11 protein-coding genes and 3 tRNA genes are annotated in these 18,373 nt (G+C 60.4%); 7 read left to right on the top strand and 7 right to left on the bottom strand.

Going from position 1 to position 18,373, the window contains the following annotated elements; translation table 11 throughout:
• Nucleotides 1-155 precede the first annotated feature (155 nt).
• From ACYU7Q_RS05190 to ACYU7Q_RS05170, 5 genes are all read right to left on the bottom strand, one after another.
• On the bottom strand, nt 156-2,696 hold the full coding sequence (locus ACYU7Q_RS05190; protein ID WP_460608366.1) for a TonB-dependent receptor domain-containing protein: 2,541 nt from the start codon (nt 2,694-2,696) through the stop codon (nt 156-158).
• 559 nt (nt 2,697-3,255) lie between these two features.
• Nucleotides 3,256-4,704 carry a toxin-antitoxin system YwqK family antitoxin gene (locus ACYU7Q_RS05185; protein ID WP_460608365.1) on the bottom strand — a complete coding sequence of 483 codons (1,449 nt, stop codon included), beginning with the start codon at nt 4,702-4,704 and terminating at the stop codon, nt 3,256-3,258.
• Nucleotides 4,705-4,826: 122 nt separating this feature from the next.
• Entirely contained in the window at nt 4,827-6,011 is a 1,185-nt protein-coding gene (locus tag ACYU7Q_RS05180) for an acetyl-CoA C-acyltransferase (RefSeq protein WP_460608364.1), read from the bottom strand.
• A gap of 148 nt (nt 6,012-6,159) precedes the next feature.
• Nucleotides 6,160-7,167, bottom strand: coding sequence for a hypothetical protein (locus ACYU7Q_RS05175; protein ID WP_460608363.1), 1,008 nt, complete (start codon nt 7,165-7,167; stop codon nt 6,160-6,162).
• Complete coding sequence (locus tag ACYU7Q_RS05170) at nt 7,164-8,144, bottom strand: vWA domain-containing protein (protein WP_460608362.1); 981 nt, start codon at nt 8,142-8,144, stop codon at nt 7,164-7,166. The genes ACYU7Q_RS05175 and ACYU7Q_RS05170 overlap by 4 nt, the downstream gene beginning before the upstream one ends.
• Nucleotides 8,145-8,373: 229 nt before the next feature.
• On the opposite strand from ACYU7Q_RS05170, the gene ACYU7Q_RS05165 reads away from it, so the two are divergent.
• The 7 genes from ACYU7Q_RS05165 to ppk1 all read left to right on the top strand — a co-directional run bounded on the left by ACYU7Q_RS05165 (nt 8,374) and on the right by ppk1 (nt 15,689).
• Nucleotides 8,374-8,461: transfer RNA gene (locus tag ACYU7Q_RS05165), tRNA-Ser, on the top strand.
• Between the two features lie 79 nt (nt 8,462-8,540).
• Nucleotides 8,541-8,614, top strand: a tRNA-Pro gene (locus tag ACYU7Q_RS05160).
• A gap of 19 nt (nt 8,615-8,633) precedes the next feature.
• Nucleotides 8,634-8,707, top strand: a tRNA-Arg gene (locus ACYU7Q_RS05155).
• 293 nt (nt 8,708-9,000) lie between these two features.
• On the top strand, nt 9,001-10,548 hold the full coding sequence (locus tag ACYU7Q_RS05150) for a T9SS type A sorting domain-containing protein (protein WP_460608361.1): 1,548 nt from the start codon (nt 9,001-9,003) through the stop codon (nt 10,546-10,548).
• A gap of 237 nt (nt 10,549-10,785) precedes the next feature.
• Nucleotides 10,786-12,780 carry a DNA topoisomerase subunit B gene (gyrB, locus tag ACYU7Q_RS05145; RefSeq protein WP_460608360.1) on the top strand — a complete coding sequence of 665 codons (1,995 nt, stop codon included), beginning with the start codon at nt 10,786-10,788 and terminating at the stop codon, nt 12,778-12,780.
• Between the two features lie 134 nt (nt 12,781-12,914).
• A complete protein-coding gene (locus ACYU7Q_RS05140) occupies nt 12,915-13,295 on the top strand; it encodes a RidA family protein (protein ID WP_460608359.1) in 381 nt (126 codons plus the stop codon).
• Nucleotides 13,296-13,349: 54 nt separating this feature from the next.
• A complete protein-coding gene (gene ppk1 / locus ACYU7Q_RS05135; RefSeq protein WP_460608358.1) occupies nt 13,350-15,689 on the top strand; it encodes a polyphosphate kinase in 2,340 nt (779 codons plus the stop codon).
• Nucleotides 15,690-15,913: 224 nt separating this feature from the next.
• Here ppk1 and ACYU7Q_RS05130 read toward each other — a convergent pair whose 3' ends face one another.
• Complete coding sequence (locus tag ACYU7Q_RS05130) at nt 15,914-16,903, bottom strand: Ppx/GppA phosphatase family protein (protein ID WP_460608357.1); 990 nt, start codon at nt 16,901-16,903, stop codon at nt 15,914-15,916.
• Between the two features lie 104 nt (nt 16,904-17,007).
• Nucleotides 17,008-18,231, bottom strand: coding sequence for a BamA/TamA family outer membrane protein (locus ACYU7Q_RS05125; protein ID WP_460608356.1), 1,224 nt, complete (start codon nt 18,229-18,231; stop codon nt 17,008-17,010).
• Nucleotides 18,232-18,373 lie beyond the last annotated feature (142 nt).

The raw sequence follows: 18,373 nt of genomic DNA, 5'->3' as shown, positions 1-18,373 counted from the left end.
AGCTATTTGCGGCATTTCGGGCCAGCCGGGGGCCGGTTTGAGTCATCCCAAAACCAACAAAACCCCGCCGCCGGATGAACCGACGACGGGGTTTTTCGCAGAAAGAAGAAGGTGAGAAAAGCGGGGGTGGCAATGGGTGGTAAAAGATGTTAGACTCAGCCGCCGAAGCCGCCACCGCCCTGGGGCGCGGCCTCGATGCGGCCCGGCTTGGCCTTGCTGGCGCCGATGTACCAGGTGAAGCCCAGCCAGCCCACGCGGCTTTCGTCCTTGGAGTAGCGGGTGCTGCTCAGCACGTCGGTGGCGATTTCGTTGCGGTACTGCTGGGTGTTGAGCAGGTCGGCGATGCGCAGGGTGAGGGCGGCGCGGTCGGAGAACAGGCGCTGGCGCAGGGCGATATCAACCTGCCCCGAGGCCAGCTGCCGGCCCTGGGCCGTGAGCTGGGCCGAGCGCACGTTGCCGCTCAGCTGTAGGTCGAGGGTGGGGCGGATGGTGAAGTTGTTGGTGAGGCGGGCCGTGGCGATGAAGGCCGTGCGGTTGTTGCCGACGCCGTTGCCGGCAATCTGGGCGCGGTAGAGGCTGGTGCTGGCATTCAGGCGCCACCACTTGGCCAGGGGCTGGTTGAGGCTGAACTCGGCCCCAAGGTTGGTGGTGGTGCCCAGGTTGTCGTAGGTTTCGGCCGTCACGAGGCCCGCGCCGGGGCCGGCCAGACGGGTGGCCAGGGTATCCACGAAGCGCAGGCGCTGGATGGAATTGGTGGTGATGCGGGCAAATACGGTGCTGGTGATGGTGGCCTGCCCCACGGTGAGCTGGTGGCCCAGCTCGATGTTGTTGCTGAATTCGGCCTGCAGGCGCGGGTTGCCGAGGCGGTAGCTGCGCGGGTCCTGGTAGATGGCCAGCGGCAGTTGCTGCATAAAGTTGGGGCGGTTGAGGCGGCGGGCGTAGCTCAGCTGCAGGCGGTTCTGGCCGGCTTCCTTGCCAAAGTCCCGGCTGATGAGGGCCGAAGGAAAGAAGCTCAGGTAGTTCTGGCTCAGGGCGCCGCGCTGGGCAATGCCCTCGCCGCCCTGGATGCTGCCATCCAGGTGCGTGTATTCGGAGCGCAGGCCGGCCTGGGCGTTCCACTGCTTGCCGAAACTGTGCTGCGCGGTCACGTAAGCCGCCGGCACAATCTGCTGCGAGGTGTAAGTAAGCGAGCGGGTGGGGTCGTCATGGAAGTCGTCGGGGCGGGCTTCGCTGGTGGCGTAGCCGAAGCTGTTGCTGCCCTTGTTAGCCTGGCGCTCTACTTTGGCCCCCATTTCGAGGCGGCCCTTGCCATCGGCCAGCGGGTGCACGTAGTCTACCTGCCCGTACTCAATGTTGGCCAGCAGGTCGAGCAGCTGCCGGGTGCCGGGCTGCGGCACGCTCCCCGAGCCGGCTTCGGCGTACTGCCGCTGCACCACCGGCACGTTGGCATCAATAATCACGGTGCCGAAGTTGGCCGTCAGCTCGCGGCCTTTGTGGGCCTCCCAGGTGCGGCGGTAGTTGCCGTCGGCTTCCAGAAGTTTCACTTTCACGTCGAGGTCCTGGCGGCCAATGTTCTTCTGCACCGGCCCGCTGTTGGTTTGCTGGGTCAGGTCTTGGCTTTCGCCTTCGATGTTGCGTTCCATTTTAGGGCTCACGTTCAGGCTCAGGGTTTGGTTTTTGGGCAATTCCAATTCCACGCCCGCCTCCAGCGAGTGGTTGCGGTGAATTTCGTTGCCCACGCCCACCTGGGTGGTCCGGATGGCTTCGGCGGGGCCGAGCAGGGCCGTTTGCTCGCTGTGGCCATGGTTGAGGTAGGTCACGTCGCGGCCGTTGTAGCCGGCCCTCCAGGTGGCTTTGCCCACCTTGCGGCTCAGGTTCAGGTTGCCGCTGTATTTGTCGGCGGTGCCCAGGTTGAAGGCGGCCGTGCCGTTGGTGCCGGCCTTGGTTTCTTTCTTGGTGATGAGGTTGATAACCCCGCCGCCGCCGGCCGCGTCGTACTTGGCCGAGGGGTTGGTAATCACCTCAATCTGGGCAATGCGCGAGGCCGGAATCTGGTCGAGGCGCTGGCCGCCGCCCCCGCCGCCGTTGCTCACGCCCGCCGGCTTGCCGTCGATGAGGATGGTGATGTTGGAAGTGCCGCGCATCGAAACCGTGCCGTTCACGTCCACGCTCACCGAGGGCACGTTCTGGAGCACGTTGGCCGCCGTGCCGCCCACGCTGCCCAGGTCTTTTTCCACGTTAATCACGCGCTTGCCCAGTTCCTCCACCACGGCCGCTTTCTGGCCCGTCACCACCACTTCGCTCAGCTTGGTAGCCTTGGCCGCGCTTAGTTGAAGGCCCGATAATTCCAGCGAAGGCGCGGCGGCCGTGAGCGTGAAGCGGCGGCGCAACACGCCGTAGTTCAGGTCCTGCACCCGCAGCAAGTAGGTGCCCAGCGGCAGCGCAGCCGCCTTAAAAGTGCCCTGCTCCGTAGTCTGCGCCACGGCCACGAAGGTGGAATCAGCCGAGCGCAGCAACAGCACATCGGAGAAAGGCACGGCCTGACCGGTGCCGGCTTCCACCAGGCTGCCACTCACGCGGCCGGGACCGGCAGATTGGGCCATGGCTGCCCCGATGGGCAGAAACATCATCGTAGCCGAAGCGAGCAACAGGCGGCCAAAGCAGAAACCAGTGAGCGGAGTGAAAAAAGTTTTCATGGTGCAGCGAAAAAGATGAGGTCGGGCGAGGGGCGGCTCAGGTTCGGCAGCGGCCGCGGTTCCGCTGGGGAGGTGAGAGGTCCGGGGCCCGAATCCCCGGTGAGTGAGAAGCCGCGCCGGGTAGCGGGCCGTCTTTGGTACACGCTGACGACAGCTACTGGGCGTTGTATGGAACAAATGTAAAGCAGGTACTTTGTAACGCAAGGTACTGGTTGTAAAAATTTCTGTTAAGCAAAGCTTTTGAAATTGTTACCAGTTGAAATTCAGTTTGTAAGCGCCGGAAAAATAATTTTGGCGTACGGGCCTCGAAGCCGCGGCAGAGGAATGGGGTTCGGAATGTTAGATGCTGGGTTGCTTCCGGCGGTTGCCTGAGTTGTTTGAAACCGACCAAAAAGGAATAAAAAAAGCCTCGACCTAATAGTCGGGGCTTTCATCGCAGTTGTAAAAAGGCCGTCATGCAGAGCGCAGCGAAGCATCTTTACCGCAGCAGTAAATCGATTTACTATTGAGGTAAAGATGCTTCGCTGCGCTCTGCATGACGGCCTTTCGGGCCAGGCCGCTATTTCCGCTTCAGCGGGGGCCGGGGCTTGGCTTTGGGTTGTTTGATGGGGTCAGTGACCTGCTGGCCGTTGCGGTAGGTCACGGTGCGGTCCACGGTGGTGCCGTCCTCCTTATAATAAGTCCACACGCCGCTTTGGCGGCTGTTGCGGTACTGGCCGCTCACGGCCACGGTGCCATCCTCGCGGTATTCTTTAAACGACCCCTGAATCTGGCTGCGCACGTAGGTCGTTTCCTTGCGCAGCTTGCCCGAGGCGAAGTATTCCTGCCCCACGCCGCCCAGAAAACCATTCAGATACGGCTGCCGGGTCTGCACCTGGCCGTTCTCAAAGTAGGTAAGCCGGTCGCCCACCAGTCGGCCGCTGGGGCCGTATGTTTCCTGCTTGCGCACAGCCTTGCCGTCGGGGTAAAACTCGCGCCAGGTACCGGCAGGGCGGTTGTTTTTGTACTGCTCTTCGGCCTGCACCACCTTGCCGGCCACGTCCTGGTAGCGCACAATCTTACGGTCTTTGCCGGAGTTGCTGTAGTCGGTTTCCTCGTGCGGGTTGCCGGTCACAAAGTACTCAATGCCCTTGCCCGTGGGGATGCCGTTGCGGTAGGTGAGCTTGCTCTTGATTTGGCCGCTCTCGTAGTAGCTGGTGGCGGGGCCATCGAGGTTGCTGGTGCCGGTGGGCGGGGCCACGCGCTTGGTCAGGTCGTCGCCGAGCTGGTTTTTTACGGGGCGCTGCACCAGTGGGGCGGGCGCGTAGGTGCTCTCCGTCTGGAGCTTGCCGCTCTGGTAGTAGCTGCGGTAGCGGCCCCGGCCGTTCTTGTCGGCCAGCACTTCCACCTCAATCTGCCCGTTCGGGTAATACGTTTTGTAGGGCCCCGACAGCAGCCCGCGCGTGAAGCTGCCCTCGCTCTGCACCGCGCCGTTGGGGTAGTAGAACTTCACCGCGCCGTTGGGCTGGCCGTTCTCGTAGTTTATTTCGGCCTGGGTCTTGCCATCAGGGTACACGGCTTTCAACGGGCCGTTGGGCTGGCCTTTCACCAGCGTGGTTTTCAGCCGAATGGAGCCGTCGGGGTGGTAGTAAGTCAGGTCGCCGTTGGGCTCGTCGTCCACGAAAGAGCCGGCCTGCGCCACCTTGCCATCGTCGTAGTAAGTCTTGAAAGGCCCCTGCCGGATGCCGTCCTGATAAGTAGCCTCCAGCCGCCGCGTGCCGCTGGGGTGAAATTCCACGTAGGCTGAGTCGCGCTTACCCTGCCGGAAGCTGGTTTGCTGCTCCAGCTTGCCGTTGCGGTAAAACCGCTTGTAGCTGCCCTGCGGCACGGTATCGGCCGCCACCAGGGCCGTGTAAACCTCGCGTTTGGTGGTTTTCAGCGAGTCGTAATAGGTGATAAATCGTTTCAGCCGCTGCCCGTGCGAGGGAAGGGCCAGCAGCAACAGCAAAAAAGGCAACAGGTATTTCATAGGCGAAAGAACGCAGGAATTGCTATTTCCGTGCAGACAGGGCTTCTTGCTAAAATTCGGGCCAAAAAAAGCCCCGCCGGTTTCAACCGGCAGGGCTTTCTACATTCAATAGAAGCAAAAGGCTACAGTGCCTCTACCACAATGGCGCTGGCCCCGCCGCCGCCGTTGCAGATGCCCGTCACACCGATTTTGCCCCCCTCGTTCTTGAGCACGTTCATCAGCGTGGTCACGATGCGCGCGCCCGAAGCGCCCAGGGGGTGGCCCAGGCTCACGGCTCCGCCGTATTTGTTCACCTTGCCGCCGTCCAGGTTCAGCAGCTTGTTATTCGCTAAGCTCACCACCGAGAAAGCCTCGTTGATTTCGTAGAAATCCACATCAGCGGCCGTCTTGCCGGCGTTTTTCAGCGCCTTCGGGATTGCCAGCGAGGGCGAAGTCGTGAACCACTCCGGTGCCTGCTCGGCATCGGCAAAGCCCAGGATGCGGCCGATGGGCGTGAGGCCCAGGGCTTCGGCTTTCTCGCGGCTCATCAGCAGCACGGCGGCGGCGCCGTCGTTCAGGGTTGAGGCGTTGGCGGCCGTCACGGTGCCGCCTTCTTTGATGAAGGCCGGTTTCAGGCTGGGGAATTTGGCGAAATCTGCTTTCAGGTACTCCTCGTCGTCCTCAATCACCGTGGTTTTGCCACGGCTCTCAATGCTCACGGGCACAATTTCGTCCTTCTTCTTGCCGGCCTTGGCGGCGGCGGCACTGCGGGTATAGCTTTCGATGGCGAAGGCATCCTGCTGCTCGCGGGTGATGCCCATCTCCTTGGCCGTGTTTTCGGCCGCGTTGCCCATGGCGTAGTCGTGGTACGGGTCCCAGAGGCCGTCGCGCACGAGGCCGTCAATCATCTGGCCGTGGCCGTATTTCGCGCCGAAACGGGCTTTGTCGAGGTAGTAGGGCACGTTGCTCATGCTCTCCATGCCACCGGCCAGCACCACATCCGACTGCCCCAGCATGATGCTCTGGGCGGCCATCATAATGGCTTTCGAGCCCGAAGCGCACACCTTGTTCACGGTCGTGCACTCTACTGAGTCGGGCAGGCCGGCTTTCTTGGCGGCCTGGCGGGCCGGAGCCTGGCCCAAGTTGGCCGAAATCACGTTGCCCATAATCACCTGATTTACTTCCGAGCCAGCCACGCCGGCCTTGTCGAGCGCGCCTTTCAAGGCAATTGCGCCCAGCTCAGTAGCCGACAGCGAAGCGAGGGCTCCGCCAAACGAGCCAATCGGCGTGCGAACGGCCGAGATGATGACAACTTCTTTAATCTGCATAGTCAGGAAAATGAAAAGGGTTGGGGTGGGATGGTGAATCAGGCCGCAAAAGTACGGATTTCAAACGCCCCAACCGGCAACTTGCCTAACAGTTGTTAGCCGAAGCGAGTTGCGAGGACGAATGACTTCCGGAATTACAGTGAAAGGCCTACCACGTCGGCTTGCTGGGGTCCGGCTGCTGAGCAGCCGGCCGCGTGAGCTGCTGCAAATACTGCTGCTCCTGCGCTCGCAGTGTTTCAAGCAGCTGCCGGGCCTGAGCCGGGCTCAGGTTCATGGCTTGCAGGCGTTCGCGCTGGGTTTGCAGGCTGAGGTCGGCGGCCGTAGCGGCATCAGTGCCCGGCCGGTTGCTACGCCCGCCCGCCGCTGAGCCGGCCGTGGCGCTGGTACGGTCTAGGCCCTGCTGGGTGCCGGGCGCGGTGCCGCTGGCCACGGGCTGCGCCGGGCCAGTGCCGGGAGCACGGCCGCCATTGGCGGCATTACCAGGGTTTTCGGCGGGCCGCTGGTTATCCGGCTGGCCTGCTACATCGGGTCGGCTGGCCTGGGGGGCGGCGGGAGAGGGCGGGGCTGGCTGGTTGTCATCGACTTCGCCCTTGCGGTCAGTGCCCGCTTTTTCCCCGGGCTTGTTTTTCTCCGCTGAATTTTTCTCGTTCGAGTCCTTTGGTTTAGCGGGAGCCGGCGTTTTGGGCGGGGCCGAAATCTGTGGGGTATTGGGCCGGCGAGCCAGGTAGTCGCTCACAGCTTCATAGTCGAACCGCGCCCCGGCGTTGGTGGGGTCGAGCAGCAGCGCCTGCCGCAACAGGCCCAACGCCTGCGCCAGCTCGCCCCGTTGCGCGGCGAGCACGGCCAGCTGCTGCCGGGCAATGCTGCCCAGCCGCGCTGGCGTGCCGGTCAATAAGCGTGCATAAGTAGCCTGCGCGGCTTCCGGCCGGTTGGCCCGCGCCTGGGCATGGGCTAGGTTGAGCACCAGGCGCGGGTCTGGACTTTTCTGGTGTTGGGCCGCCAGCGCCGCCGCAAACGCCTGGGCCGCGTGTACAGCATTGCCCTGGGTATATGCTGCCGTTGCGTCGGCCACGGCCACGTTGCGGTCGCGCACGCTTGTCAGTAGGTGCCACGCCGGACCTCCCAGCACCAATAGAATCAGCGCGAGTTGCTTCATGGCCGAATCACGGTGATGGTGAGCACTACATCCAGCGCGAGCAGCAGCAGCGCCGCCGCCAGCGGGTAGCGGTAGCGGTTGTCGGCCACGGCCACGGTGCGCACCTGCTCGGCGGTGCCCTGCATGGCCCGCAATGCGCGCAGCAGCGGCCCAAACCCGTTCTGTTGGTTGGTCAGCTCTACGTACTGCCCACCGGTCTGGGCCGCTAGCTGCAGCAGGGGCCCTTCACGCAGGCGGGTTTGTACGGCCCGGCCCCTGCCATCTACCACGAAGCTGCCGTTGGCTTTCGGGATTTTCGCCCCCGCCGCCGTGCCCACGCCCACCGTATAAATCCGGGCACCGGTGCGGCCCAAGGCGCGCAGCGTGGGCTCCAGGTTTTCGCCAAAGTCCTCGCCGTCGCTCACCACTACCAGGGCCGTGGCGCGGGGTGGGGCAGGGCTCCCGGTGCTGGGCGCCACCGTCAGGCGACTCAATAGCAGTTCCAGCGGGGCTTGCAGTGTAGTGGGGCCGGCGGGCAGCAGGCTCGTGCGCAGCGTAGCAATAAAGGTTTGCACGGCCGCCTGGTCATACGTGAGCGGGCACTGCACCACCGCCTCCGCCCCAAACACCACCAAGCCCAACCGGTCGGCCGGAAACTGAGCTACTAAATCTTGCAACTCGGCCTGAGCGCGCAGCAGGCGGGTAGGGGCCACATCGGTGGCATCCATCGAGCGCGATACGTCCACCAGCAACCATACGTCTTTACCGGCCGTGCGCACAGGGCGCTGGCTCACGCCCAGCGACGGCCCCAGCACGGCCGCCAGCAGCAGGCCCCCGGCCACAATGCGCAGCACGGCCTTCCAGCCACGGTGGCGCGGCCGACTGCCCAGCAGGTGCGCCAGCCGGCCGGCCCGCCGCCAGTGCCACACCAATACGCCCAGCACCAAGACCAGCGCCAGCAACGCCGCTATAAAATCAGGATAAGCCCAGGTCAGCACGTTTGGTCAGAATGAGCACCAATATTACTACGCCCGACCGGGCTGCTCGTTTTTTTGCACGGAGCAGCCGGCGCAAATAAGCACTCCAAAGGCCTGAGTCAGTTGGTAAATAGACCTGCAAAGCGTGCCCGGCTTTTCAGTGGCTGAGAGATTTTTTTTCGCAGAAGCATGGCTCTTTCAGTTCTGCCCGTATATTTGCACCCGCTTCGGACGGAAGCGAACAACAGCCGGAGAAGTGGGTGAGTGGCTGAAACCAGTAGTTTGCTAAACTGCCGTAGCTCTAAAGGTTACCGGGGGTTCGAATCCCCCCTTCTCCACTATAATGTTGGGTTGCGAAAGCAGCTCGTTGGGGCTCCACCCAATAAGTCGTTTTCTAAACTCAACATTATTTTTTTTCGGGGTGTAGCGTAGCCCGGTATCGCGCCTGGTTTGGGACCAGGAGGTCGTAGGTTCGAATCCTGCCACCCCGACATTTTTTTGCCCCGTTTCGACCCCGTAGCTCAGCTGGATAGAGCAACTACCTTCTAAGTAGTCGGTCTTTGGTTCGAATCCAAACGGGGCCACTGTACAAGGCCCTCCCTACCACGGGGAGGGCCTTTTGCATTTTGGAGTCGTTCGTTTCAAAACGAGAGTCGGCAATGGCGGCAAGGCCTCGGAAATACGTTTGGCAGAACCTTACCAAGGCTAATTTCCCCGAAGCTCATCCGCTATTTTGAGGTAAAATCGGCAACTGTCCTTATCTTGGACCCCGAATAGTAACCTTGCCACCTAAATGCCGAAGGTCACTGTTCATTGCATTATCCACCCCATTTGATTTTCATTTTCTCTCTTCACCCCTTTTAACATCTTAGTTGTCATGAAGAAACAGTTACTTTTCCTGGGCTTGCTGGGCTTGGCCACCCAAGTTCGTGCTCAAGGTCCCTGGACCCTGGTTAACTATCCCAATAGCAATATCCTGACCCAGTACAACATAAATGACATTCACACCCTGTCGCCAACGGTGGCTTGGGGCGTGACGTCAGATAAAGTGGCCACTGGGGCTCCGGCTGCTATTCCCAACACCTTTATTCGCACAAACAACGCGGCGGGCGATGAATTTGATTTCAACTCCGTGACCCTAACTACTGACGGGGCAGTTCCAACGGCTCACTCCGCAACTCTGGGCAATATTTCCGGGGTCAATGACCTCATCGCCGTGGCGGCTGCTTACCCGGGTAGCACCTTTGTGCAGCCCACCAATGGTTCGCCGGCTTACGGCGGCGAAATCCGCAAGACAATTAACGGCGGCACTACCTGGGTCAACAAAACAGTTGGTAAGTTCGTTGGTGATGGTTCGTTCTGCAACTGGGTGCATATGTTCAATGCCACAACCGGCGTAGCACTAGGCGACCCTACCGGCAAGACGGCCACTAACCCGGGCGCTTTTGAGATATTGCGCACCGTCGACGGTGGCGAAACCTGGAACCGCCTGACGGCGGGTGTTCCGACGCCCCTTCTCGCCGAATACGGCAATGCTGGTGCCTTCTATGCCTCTACTTCCACGCCAGGTACGCTGTGGACGGGCCTGGCTTCGGCCAATAGCACCGACCAGGTGCGGGTATTCAAAACGACCGACTTTGGCCTGACTTGGACGGCTTCGGCAGTCATTCCGAACATTATCGGAGCCGTATCGCAATTGACTTTCAAGAGCAATAACCTCGATGGCATTGCTTACGGCTATGTAATCACGGGCTCGGGCTCTAGCGCCACGGTTACCGGTATTAACTATGCCCGCACCAGCGATGGCGGCCAGACTTGGTCGCCCTTTACGCCCGTAAATACGGCTACCGGTAGCTTCTTTCGCAACGCTATTGATGCCGTTGGCAACACCTACTATAGCACTGGCCCGCGCTATCCCGTGCCCACCACCGGCCAAGTCCCCGAAGATTTCGGTTTCTCCTCCAGCGCCGATGGCATCAACTGGACCAACATCACGGTTTCCGGCACTACCCTGAACAACCCGGGCTATTTCTTCTGCATGGACCTGATTGCTGGCCCTACGCCTAACAGTGTAGTCGGATACGGCGGCCTTTACACCGATGTTAACGGTCTAGGTGGCGTTTACAAATATTCGCGTACGGTGACGGCTACCCGCAATGCGGCTCTGCAAAGCGCCCTGAACGTGTATCCCAACCCCAGTGCTTCCGGCCTGTTCAGCGTGGACCTGGGTTCGGAGTTGAAAACGGGTGCGCAACTCATCGTTTCGGACGCTCTGGGCCGTCAGGTGAAGTCGCAGACCCTGAACGCCGCCGCCATCGGCTCGCGTAAAATCAGCCTCGACCTGAGCGGCGAGAAAACCGGCGTGTACACCCTGCAAATCCGCACGGACGCCGGCCTGGCCACCCAGAAGCTGGTGATTGAATAAGTAGCTCGTCTGCTTTTGGAAAAGGGCCTTTCTCCGCAGAGAAAGGCCCTTTTTTTTGTTGTTTTATGGGCCTTGACGGTACCCGCCGCATACCCATTTTCGATGTGTGGGGAAATGAAAAAATCCGAGGATAAATACCGCGAAAAATACTCAAAATGGGATTAAATATGTACTTTTGAGTGTTCAGTACCTAGCCGCCCGTGGGGCGGTTTTATGACCTGATTTAATCCCGCCCTCATGAGCGAAACAACAGCAAAGATTCCCCAGTCGGACTATTCGGCCGACAGCATTCAAGTACTCGAAGGATTGGAGGCCGTGCGCAAGCGGCCCAGCATGTACATCGGCGACACCGGCCTCAAAGGCCTGCACCACTTGGTGTGGGAAGTGGTCGATAACTCAATTGACGAAGCCCTCGCTGGGCATTGCGACCTGATTAACGTGACTATCAACGAGGACAACTCGGTGACCGTGCGCGACAACGGCCGCGGCATTCCCGTGGATTGGCACGCCAAGGAAGGCAAGTCGGCCTTGGAAGTGGTGCTGACCGTGCTGCACGCCGGCGGCAAGTTCGACAAAGGCTCCTACAAAGTGTCCGGCGGCCTGCATGGCGTGGGCGTGAGCTGCGTGAACGCGCTCAGCACCGACCTGAAAGTGACCGTGCGCCGCAACGGCCACAAGTACGAGCAGGAGTATAAAATTGGCTTCCCACAGTACCCGGTGAAGGAAGTGGGCGATACCGACGAGCACGGTACCGAGGTGCAGTTTTTGCCGGATGCCACCATTTTCTCTGAAACCGAGTACCGCTACGATACGGTGGCTTCGCGCCTGCGCGACCTGTCTTACCTCAACAAAGGCATTCGCATCACGCTCACCGACCGCCGCGAGAAACTGGAAGGTGGCGAGTTCCGCGGTGAGGAATTCTTCTCGACCGGCGGCCTGCGCGACTTTGTGCAGTACCTCGACGGCGAACAGCGGCCTTCGCTGCTCTCGGAGCCCATTTACGTGGAGAGCGAGAAGGGTGGCACGCCGGTAGAAGTGGCCCTGCAGTACAATACCTCGTACCAGGAGAACGTCTATTCCTACGTTAACAATATCAACACCATTGAAGGCGGCACGCACGTGGGCGGCTTCCGCTCGGCGGTGACGCGGGTGTTGAAAAACTACGGCGACAAGAACAAGCTGTTCGAGAAAGCCAAGGTGGAAATCACCGGCGATGACTTCCGCGAGGGCCTCACGGCCGTTATCTCGGTGAAAGTGGCTGAACCGCAGTTTGAAGGGCAGACCAAAACCAAGCTCGGCAATTCCGAAGTGAGCGGCGCGGTGAACTCGGTGGTAGGCGAAATCCTGACGCAGTACCTGGACGAAAACCCCAACCAGGCCAACAAAATCATGGAGAAGGTGATTCTGGCCGCCAAGGCCCGCATCGCCGCCCGCAAGGCCAAGGACATGGTGCAGCGTAAGGGCGTGCTCTCCTCGAACAGCCTGCCGGGCAAGCTGGCCGACTGCTCGGAATCGGACCCCGAAACCTGCGAATTGTATCTGGTAGAAGGCGACTCGGCCGGTGGCACGGCCAAGCAGGGCCGCAACCGGGCGTTCCAGGCCATTCTGCCGCTGCGTGGCAAAATCCTGAACGTGGAGAAAGCCCAGGAGCACCGCATTCTGGAAAACGAGGAAATCAAGAACATGATTACCGCGTTGGGCGTTAGCTTCAACGAGCGCAAGTCGCTGGCTTTCACCACCGATGAGGAAGGTGCCGAAACCGGCCCGCTGAACTTTGACAAGCTGCGCTACCACAAGGTCATCATCATGACCGACGCCGATATCGACGGCTCGCACATTCGGACGTTGATTCTGACCTTCTTCTTCCGCTACATGCGCGAGCTGGTGGACCGGGGCTTCATTTACATTGCCCTGCCGCCACTCTACCTCGTGAAACGGGGCAAAGAGGAGCGCTACTGCTGGACCGAAGAAGAGCGCGCCCAGGCCCAGGAGGACCTCGGCCGCGGCAAGCCCGAAACCGTGAACGTGCAGCGCTACAAAGGCTTGGGCGAAATGAACGCTGAGCAGCTCTGGACGACCACCATGCAGCCCACCACCCGCACCCTGAAGCAGGTCACGGTAGAGTCGGCCGCTGAAGCTGACCACCTGTTCTCCATGCTGATGGGCGACGAAGTGGCGCCGCGACGGGACTTTATCGAGCGCAATGCCAAATACGCGAAGCTGGATGTGTAATCCGGACCGCAAATTCTGCGGATTGAACAGATTTAACTGAGTAAGGAAGGGCAGCCGGTTGCGGTTGCCCTTCTTTTTTGGGCTTGCTTTGTATTGTCGGGCTTCGGGTGAGGCTTGAAAAACTCTTGGAACTGATGCGACAATTAATTTCTTCCGGCGCGCCCTGGGAAGGCGTGGTGGGCTATTCCCGCGCCGTGCGCGTGGGCAACGTGGTGGAAGTGGCCGGCACCACCGCGCAGGACGGCGACACTGTGACGGGTACCGATGCCTACACCCAGACCAGGCGCGTGCTGGAAAAAATAGGCGCGGCACTTAATGCGGCCGGTGCATCGTTTCAGGATGTGGTGCGCACGCGCATGTTCGTGACCGATATTTCGCAGTGGGAGGAAGTGGGGCGGGCGCACGGCGAAGTTTTTGCGGCAATCCGGCCGGCGGCGTCCATGCTGGAAGTTAAGGCGCTGATTGACCCGCGATTGTTGGTCGAAATTGAGGCCACCGCTATTATTTCCGCGTAGATTGTTATTACCGGGGCATCTTTCACGTATTTTGTCCTGTCATCCTTATCCATTATGAAGCTCTTCAAGTCCGCCGACCTAATCCGCAAAAGCAAGTACATCAGCCGCGATTTGAGCTGGCTGCGGTTCAACTACCGGGTGCTCGACCAGGTGCAGGACGCCAGCCGGGGCCTGTTTGATAAGCTTAAGTTTCTGGCCATCACCAGTTCGAACCTGGACGAATTTTTCATGATTCGGGTGGGGTCGCTGTATAACTATCTGGATTACGGCAAGGAGCGGATTGACTACTCCGGACTGCGCGAACTGCCGTTCCGGCGCAAGCTGCTCGATTTCGCGCACCGCTTCGTGAATGACCAGAGCCTGACGTATCTGAATGAGTTGAAGCCGAACTTTGAGAAAAACGGATTCAACATTCTTAAAATGAGCGACCTGACGGAGCTCGAAGTGAAGAAGGCGGACGGCTACTTCAAGAACACCGTGTTTCCGCTGCTCACGCCGATGGTGTACGACTCGTACCACGGCTTCCCGCTGATGATGAACCAGATGCTCATCTTTGGGGTGGTCACGCGCATTGGCAACGGCATTGCGGTGGGGCTGGATGGCGAGGCCGAAAAAGGCCAGGAGCGCCTCACCTTCGTGCAGATTCCGCAGAACCTGACCCGGTTTTTTGAGCTCACGCGCAAGGATAAAGTCATTTTCGTGCCGATTGAGGAAGTGGTGCGCGAGTTTCTGCCGCGCCTGTTCCGCAACGTGGAGATTGTATCAGCCGATTTGTTCCGCATCACCCGCAACGGGGATTTCACGCTGGAAGAATCGGATGATATTGATAACGACTTCATCAAGGAAATTCAGGTGGGCCTGAAAACCCGCAAGCGCGGCCGTGTGGTGCGCGTGGAAGTGGAGCCCAATGCCTCGCCGGTGCTGATGAACGTGCTGCGCGAGCGGTGGAATATTGACAACGGCAACGTATTTGTTATCAATTCGCTGATTGATTTGAAAGGATTGTGGCAGATTGTGCGTCACCCGAATTTCCGGGGCCGCGCCGCCAAAATGCCCGCTTCGGTACAGCCGCTCAGCCTGCCCGAAGGAGCCGACGAAAACCTGTTTGAATACCTCAAGCACCACGACGTGCTGCTGCACCATCCCTACAACAGCATCGAGCCCATGGTGCGGCTGCTGGAGCAGGCTGCTGTGGACCCGCACGTGCTGGGCATCAAGCAAACCATCTACCGGCTGGCCGACGATTCCCGCGTATCGGCCGCGCTGCTGAAGGCGGCCGAGAACGGCAAGCACGTGTCGGTGCTGTTTGAGGTGAAAGCACGCTTTGATGAGGAGAAGAATATTCGGGAGGGGGCACGGCTGGAAAAGGCAGGCTGCTTCGTGATTTACGGGGTGAGCAAGTACAAGACGCACACCAAGCTGCTCATGATTATCCGCAAGGAAGGGGAGAAGGTGACGCGCTACGTGCACATCGGCTCGGGCAACTACAACGAGCAGACCTCACGCCTCTATACGGATGTTAGCTTGCTGACAACCAATGACGTGTACGGCCACGATGTGTCGGAATTCTTTAACGTAATTACCGGGCACTCGCAGCCTGATGATTATGAGTACCTCATCACGGCCCCGAAGGACATGCGGCAGCAACTCATCCACCTGATTCGGGAGGAAGTGAAGCACGCCAAAAAAGGCCTGCCCAGCGGCATTGTGATGAAGATGAACTCGTTGGAAGACAAGGAAATCATCGACGAATTTTACCGGGCGGCGAAGGTGGGAGTGCCGATTCGCTTCATTGTGCGGGGTATTTGCTGCCTGCGGCCGGGGCGGCCGGGCCTGAGCGAGAATATTGAGGTGCGCAGCATTGTGGGCGAATATTTGGAGCACACGCGGCTGTTTTACTTCCACAACGGCGGCGATGCCAAGGTGTATGCCGGCTCGGCCGACGTTATGGTGCGTTCGTTCGACCGCCGCATTGAGGCACTATTCCTGATTGTGAACCCACAGCTCAAGCGGGAAGCTATCAACATTCTGATGATGAATATGATGGATAATCAGAATAGCTATGTGATGCGGGAGGACGGGGCCTACATTCGGCAGCACCCGGCCCCTGGCGAGCCGGTGGTGAATGTGCACAAGGACTTTTTCAAGCGCGACGAAGCCCAACTAGCCACTGCCACGCCCGAAGGCCTGCTGGCCCTGCTGGGCGTGCAGGAACAGCGCCGTGCCGATGCGGCAGCCGCGCTGGAAGCCTCGGAAGCAGCGGCCGTGCAGGAGGCCGTGGAAGCCAACGCACAAGACGATTCCTTCGGCGAAGGCGTAGAGGCAGACGAGGTGTGCGAAGACGATGCCACGCCCGTAGGCCATATTGATGAGGCGGCCGTGGGAGCAGCGTAGGTGTAATAACGCCTGTCGTTGCGAGCGAAGCGCGACACCCGAAGGACAGCGAATCCGTCCTGTCAATGTGACCAAACCTGAGATGTGACAAAGCCATTTTGTAAATAGAAAGCCCCGATACTGTGAAGTGTCGGGGCTTTTTGGTAAAGAGCGTGCCTGGTGTTGACAGGACGGACTGACGCCGCTTAATTCGCGGAATGTCGTGCCTCCTCGCAATGACAGGCTTACTCCATTTCGGCGGGCTGGTTCTGCACGTCGGGGACGGGCAGAATGGCGGGGTGGCCGCCTTCGGGGCTTAGCTCGTCGAAAAAATCCTCGAACAGGGCTTGGAGCATGCCGTCTTTCAGGCCGATGTCGGGCACGACCATGGTGGTGACGTTGGCCCACTGCATGGCGGCCAGGTAGATGTGACCGGCGGGGATGATGACGTCGGCGCGGTCAGGGTTGAGCATGGCTACGTTCACGCGCTCGGTCATGCTCAAGCCGGCGAGGCGCTTGAGGGTGGTTTCGATGGCGCGGCGGGTAATGTGCTTGTCGGGGTCGGACGACGTGAGGCTGAATATTTTGTTGATGTTGCCGCCCGTGCCGATGGCGCGGGTGACGTGGTATTTGCGGGCGTTGGTGCGCACCCAGGCCTCCATGCGGGTCCAGAGCTCGGCTTGTGCTTCCGTGCCGATTTCGCCGCTTTCTTCCTGCTGCATGCGGCGGATGGAACCGATTTCAAACGACTGCGCGGCTACTTTGCGGCGGTCGTGGTAGATGTTGAACTCGGTGCTGCCGCCCCCCACGTCGATGTGCAGGTAATGGCGCTTGTCTTCCAGCACATGCTCAATGACGCGGTTGATGTAGAAAGCTTCGTCCTGGCCGTCGATTACTTTGATTTCCATGCCCAGTTCCCGGTGCACGCGGGCGGCGATGGCTGCGCCATTGGCCGCCGAGCGCATGGCCGAGGTGGCGCACACGAGGTAGTGGGCCACGTCGTGCACTTCCATCAGCAGGCGCAGGGAATGCAGGAACTTGACGAATTTCTCCTCCTTGGCGGGCGAAATCTCGCCGCTGGCAAACACGTCCTCGCCCAGGCGCATGGGGAAGCGCACGTATTCGACGCGCTTGAGGCGGTAGCGGCCTTCGTAATACAGCACGGCCGATATCTGACAACGAACGGCGTTGGACCCAATATCAATGGCGGCGAGCTTGCGAAGGGGGAAATTCATGCAGGAGCGGGGAATAAGTAAAGCCCAAAGGTAAGCCGCCGGACGGGGCTTTGGGCATCGATTCTGGCTGCACGGCGGGCAGCCTTATTAAATTCCCTGCTTACTCAAAAAACCTCGCCCAGGTTCAGCGAAAGGCCATTGGAGCCGTCGGCCCCGAAGCCGTAGTCGATGGCCAGGTTGGTGTTGGCGACCTTGTTGAGGCGCACGCGCAGGCCAGCCCCGACGGCGGGCACCACTTTCTCGAAGCGCCGGCTTTCCTGTTCGGTCACGCTTTGGGCGTTGGCGAATACCACGCCACCCAGCAGGTGGTTGCGGGTGATGCCGTAGCGGTATTCGACCTCGCCGTAGAGCAGGTCATCGCCCCGAAACCGGCCCTGGATGAAGCCCCGGCCGGTGTTGCTGTACGTGTCCCAGCCGGTGCTGGGCAGGTCGAGGAAGGGCGGGTTGCCGGCGATGGTGATGGCGTTATAAGACCAGAAGGCCAGAATATTGGTCGAGCGCGGCGATGGGTGCAGGTAGGTGCGGGCGTCGATGAGCAGCATTTCGGAGGCGGTGGTGCTGCCAAATTTTTTTAGGTTGGTGCGCAGCTGGGTACTGAGATACTCGCCGCCCTGCGGATTGATGGCATTGGCCCGGCTGTCATGCAACAGCGCCAAAACCGGCCCTGACGATACCGACGCGCCCTCAACTCCGAAACGGTAGCGCGAAATCCGACTCACCTCGCGGAAGCTGTTGCGGCTCACAATGTCCCAGTGGTAGTCGAGCTGGTAGCCCAGGCCTGCGTACCAGGCCGGGGCCACGCGCCGCAGGGCGCTTTCGTAGACGCGCAGGTAGTTGTAGTTCATGCTCACCACGCGGTCGGTGGTGCTGGTGTACATGCCGAGGCCGTAAGTGCTTTGGGGGTAGCGCATCAGCCGCCAGTCGCCCACGAAATACCAGCGGTTGTCGGGCAGCCAGATGGAGGACGTGGCCGTGATGATGAGCTGGTCGTTGGCAGTGTAAGCGGCCCCGGCCAGCACGGTTGAAACGTTGGCCGCCGGGCGGGCGAAGGCCAGGCTAAAGGCCAGCTGTGCGATGCCACCGGTTTGCTGGGTGTAGCCGAGCACGGGCACCACCAGCAGCGCTTTCTGGCCGTGCTGCATCGAGAGCGAATCGTGCGCGGGCAGGCGGGGAAAAGCCAGCCGGGCCACGTCCACAATATCGGCGGAGGCTGGCAGGGGCGGAGCATCCTGAGCTTGCGCAGTTAGCGCACTGCTTAGGGCGAGGGCCAGCCCGATTGCCAAAGGCTGCTGGCGTTGTAGAAAAAAGGCCCGTAGCCAAGGTAGCATAGCGGTGAAACCAAATAAAACCGGACTGGTTTCGGCCGGCTGTTTTGGCATAGACCCCGAAATTATCCGAAGGTTACATCGAACGCTTGGGTACTCGCCCAATGGCCGGTATGGGTCGACGTTTGGGCGGATGCGCTGATTT

The organism is Hymenobacter terrigena (assembly GCF_054776515.1).
Note: the sequence above shows the minus strand (reverse complement) of the source record. Positions and strands in the feature narration are given on the sequence as shown.

Coding starts and splice junctions, on each gene's coding strand:
- ACYU7Q_RS05190 (WP_460608366.1), bottom strand. CDS start 2,696: ATGAAAACTTTTTTCACTCCGCTCACTGGTTTCTGCTTTGGCCGCCTG.
- ACYU7Q_RS05185 (WP_460608365.1), bottom strand. CDS start 4,704: ATGAAATACCTGTTGCCTTTTTTGCTGTTGCTGCTGGCCCTTCCCTCG.
- ACYU7Q_RS05180 (WP_460608364.1), bottom strand. CDS start 6,011: ATGCAGATTAAAGAAGTTGTCATCATCTCGGCCGTTCGCACGCCGATT.
- ACYU7Q_RS05175 (WP_460608363.1), bottom strand. CDS start 7,167: ATGAAGCAACTCGCGCTGATTCTATTGGTGCTGGGAGGTCCGGCGTGG.
- ACYU7Q_RS05150 (WP_460608361.1), top strand. CDS start 9,001: ATGAAGAAACAGTTACTTTTCCTGGGCTTGCTGGGCTTGGCCACCCAA.
- gyrB (WP_460608360.1), top strand. CDS start 10,786: ATGAGCGAAACAACAGCAAAGATTCCCCAGTCGGACTATTCGGCCGAC.
- ACYU7Q_RS05140 (WP_460608359.1), top strand. CDS start 12,915: ATGCGACAATTAATTTCTTCCGGCGCGCCCTGGGAAGGCGTGGTGGGC.
- ppk1 (WP_460608358.1), top strand. CDS start 13,350: ATGAAGCTCTTCAAGTCCGCCGACCTAATCCGCAAAAGCAAGTACATC.
- ACYU7Q_RS05130 (WP_460608357.1), bottom strand. CDS start 16,903: ATGAATTTCCCCCTTCGCAAGCTCGCCGCCATTGATATTGGGTCCAAC.
- ACYU7Q_RS05125 (WP_460608356.1), bottom strand. CDS start 18,231: ATGCTACCTTGGCTACGGGCCTTTTTTCTACAACGCCAGCAGCCTTTG.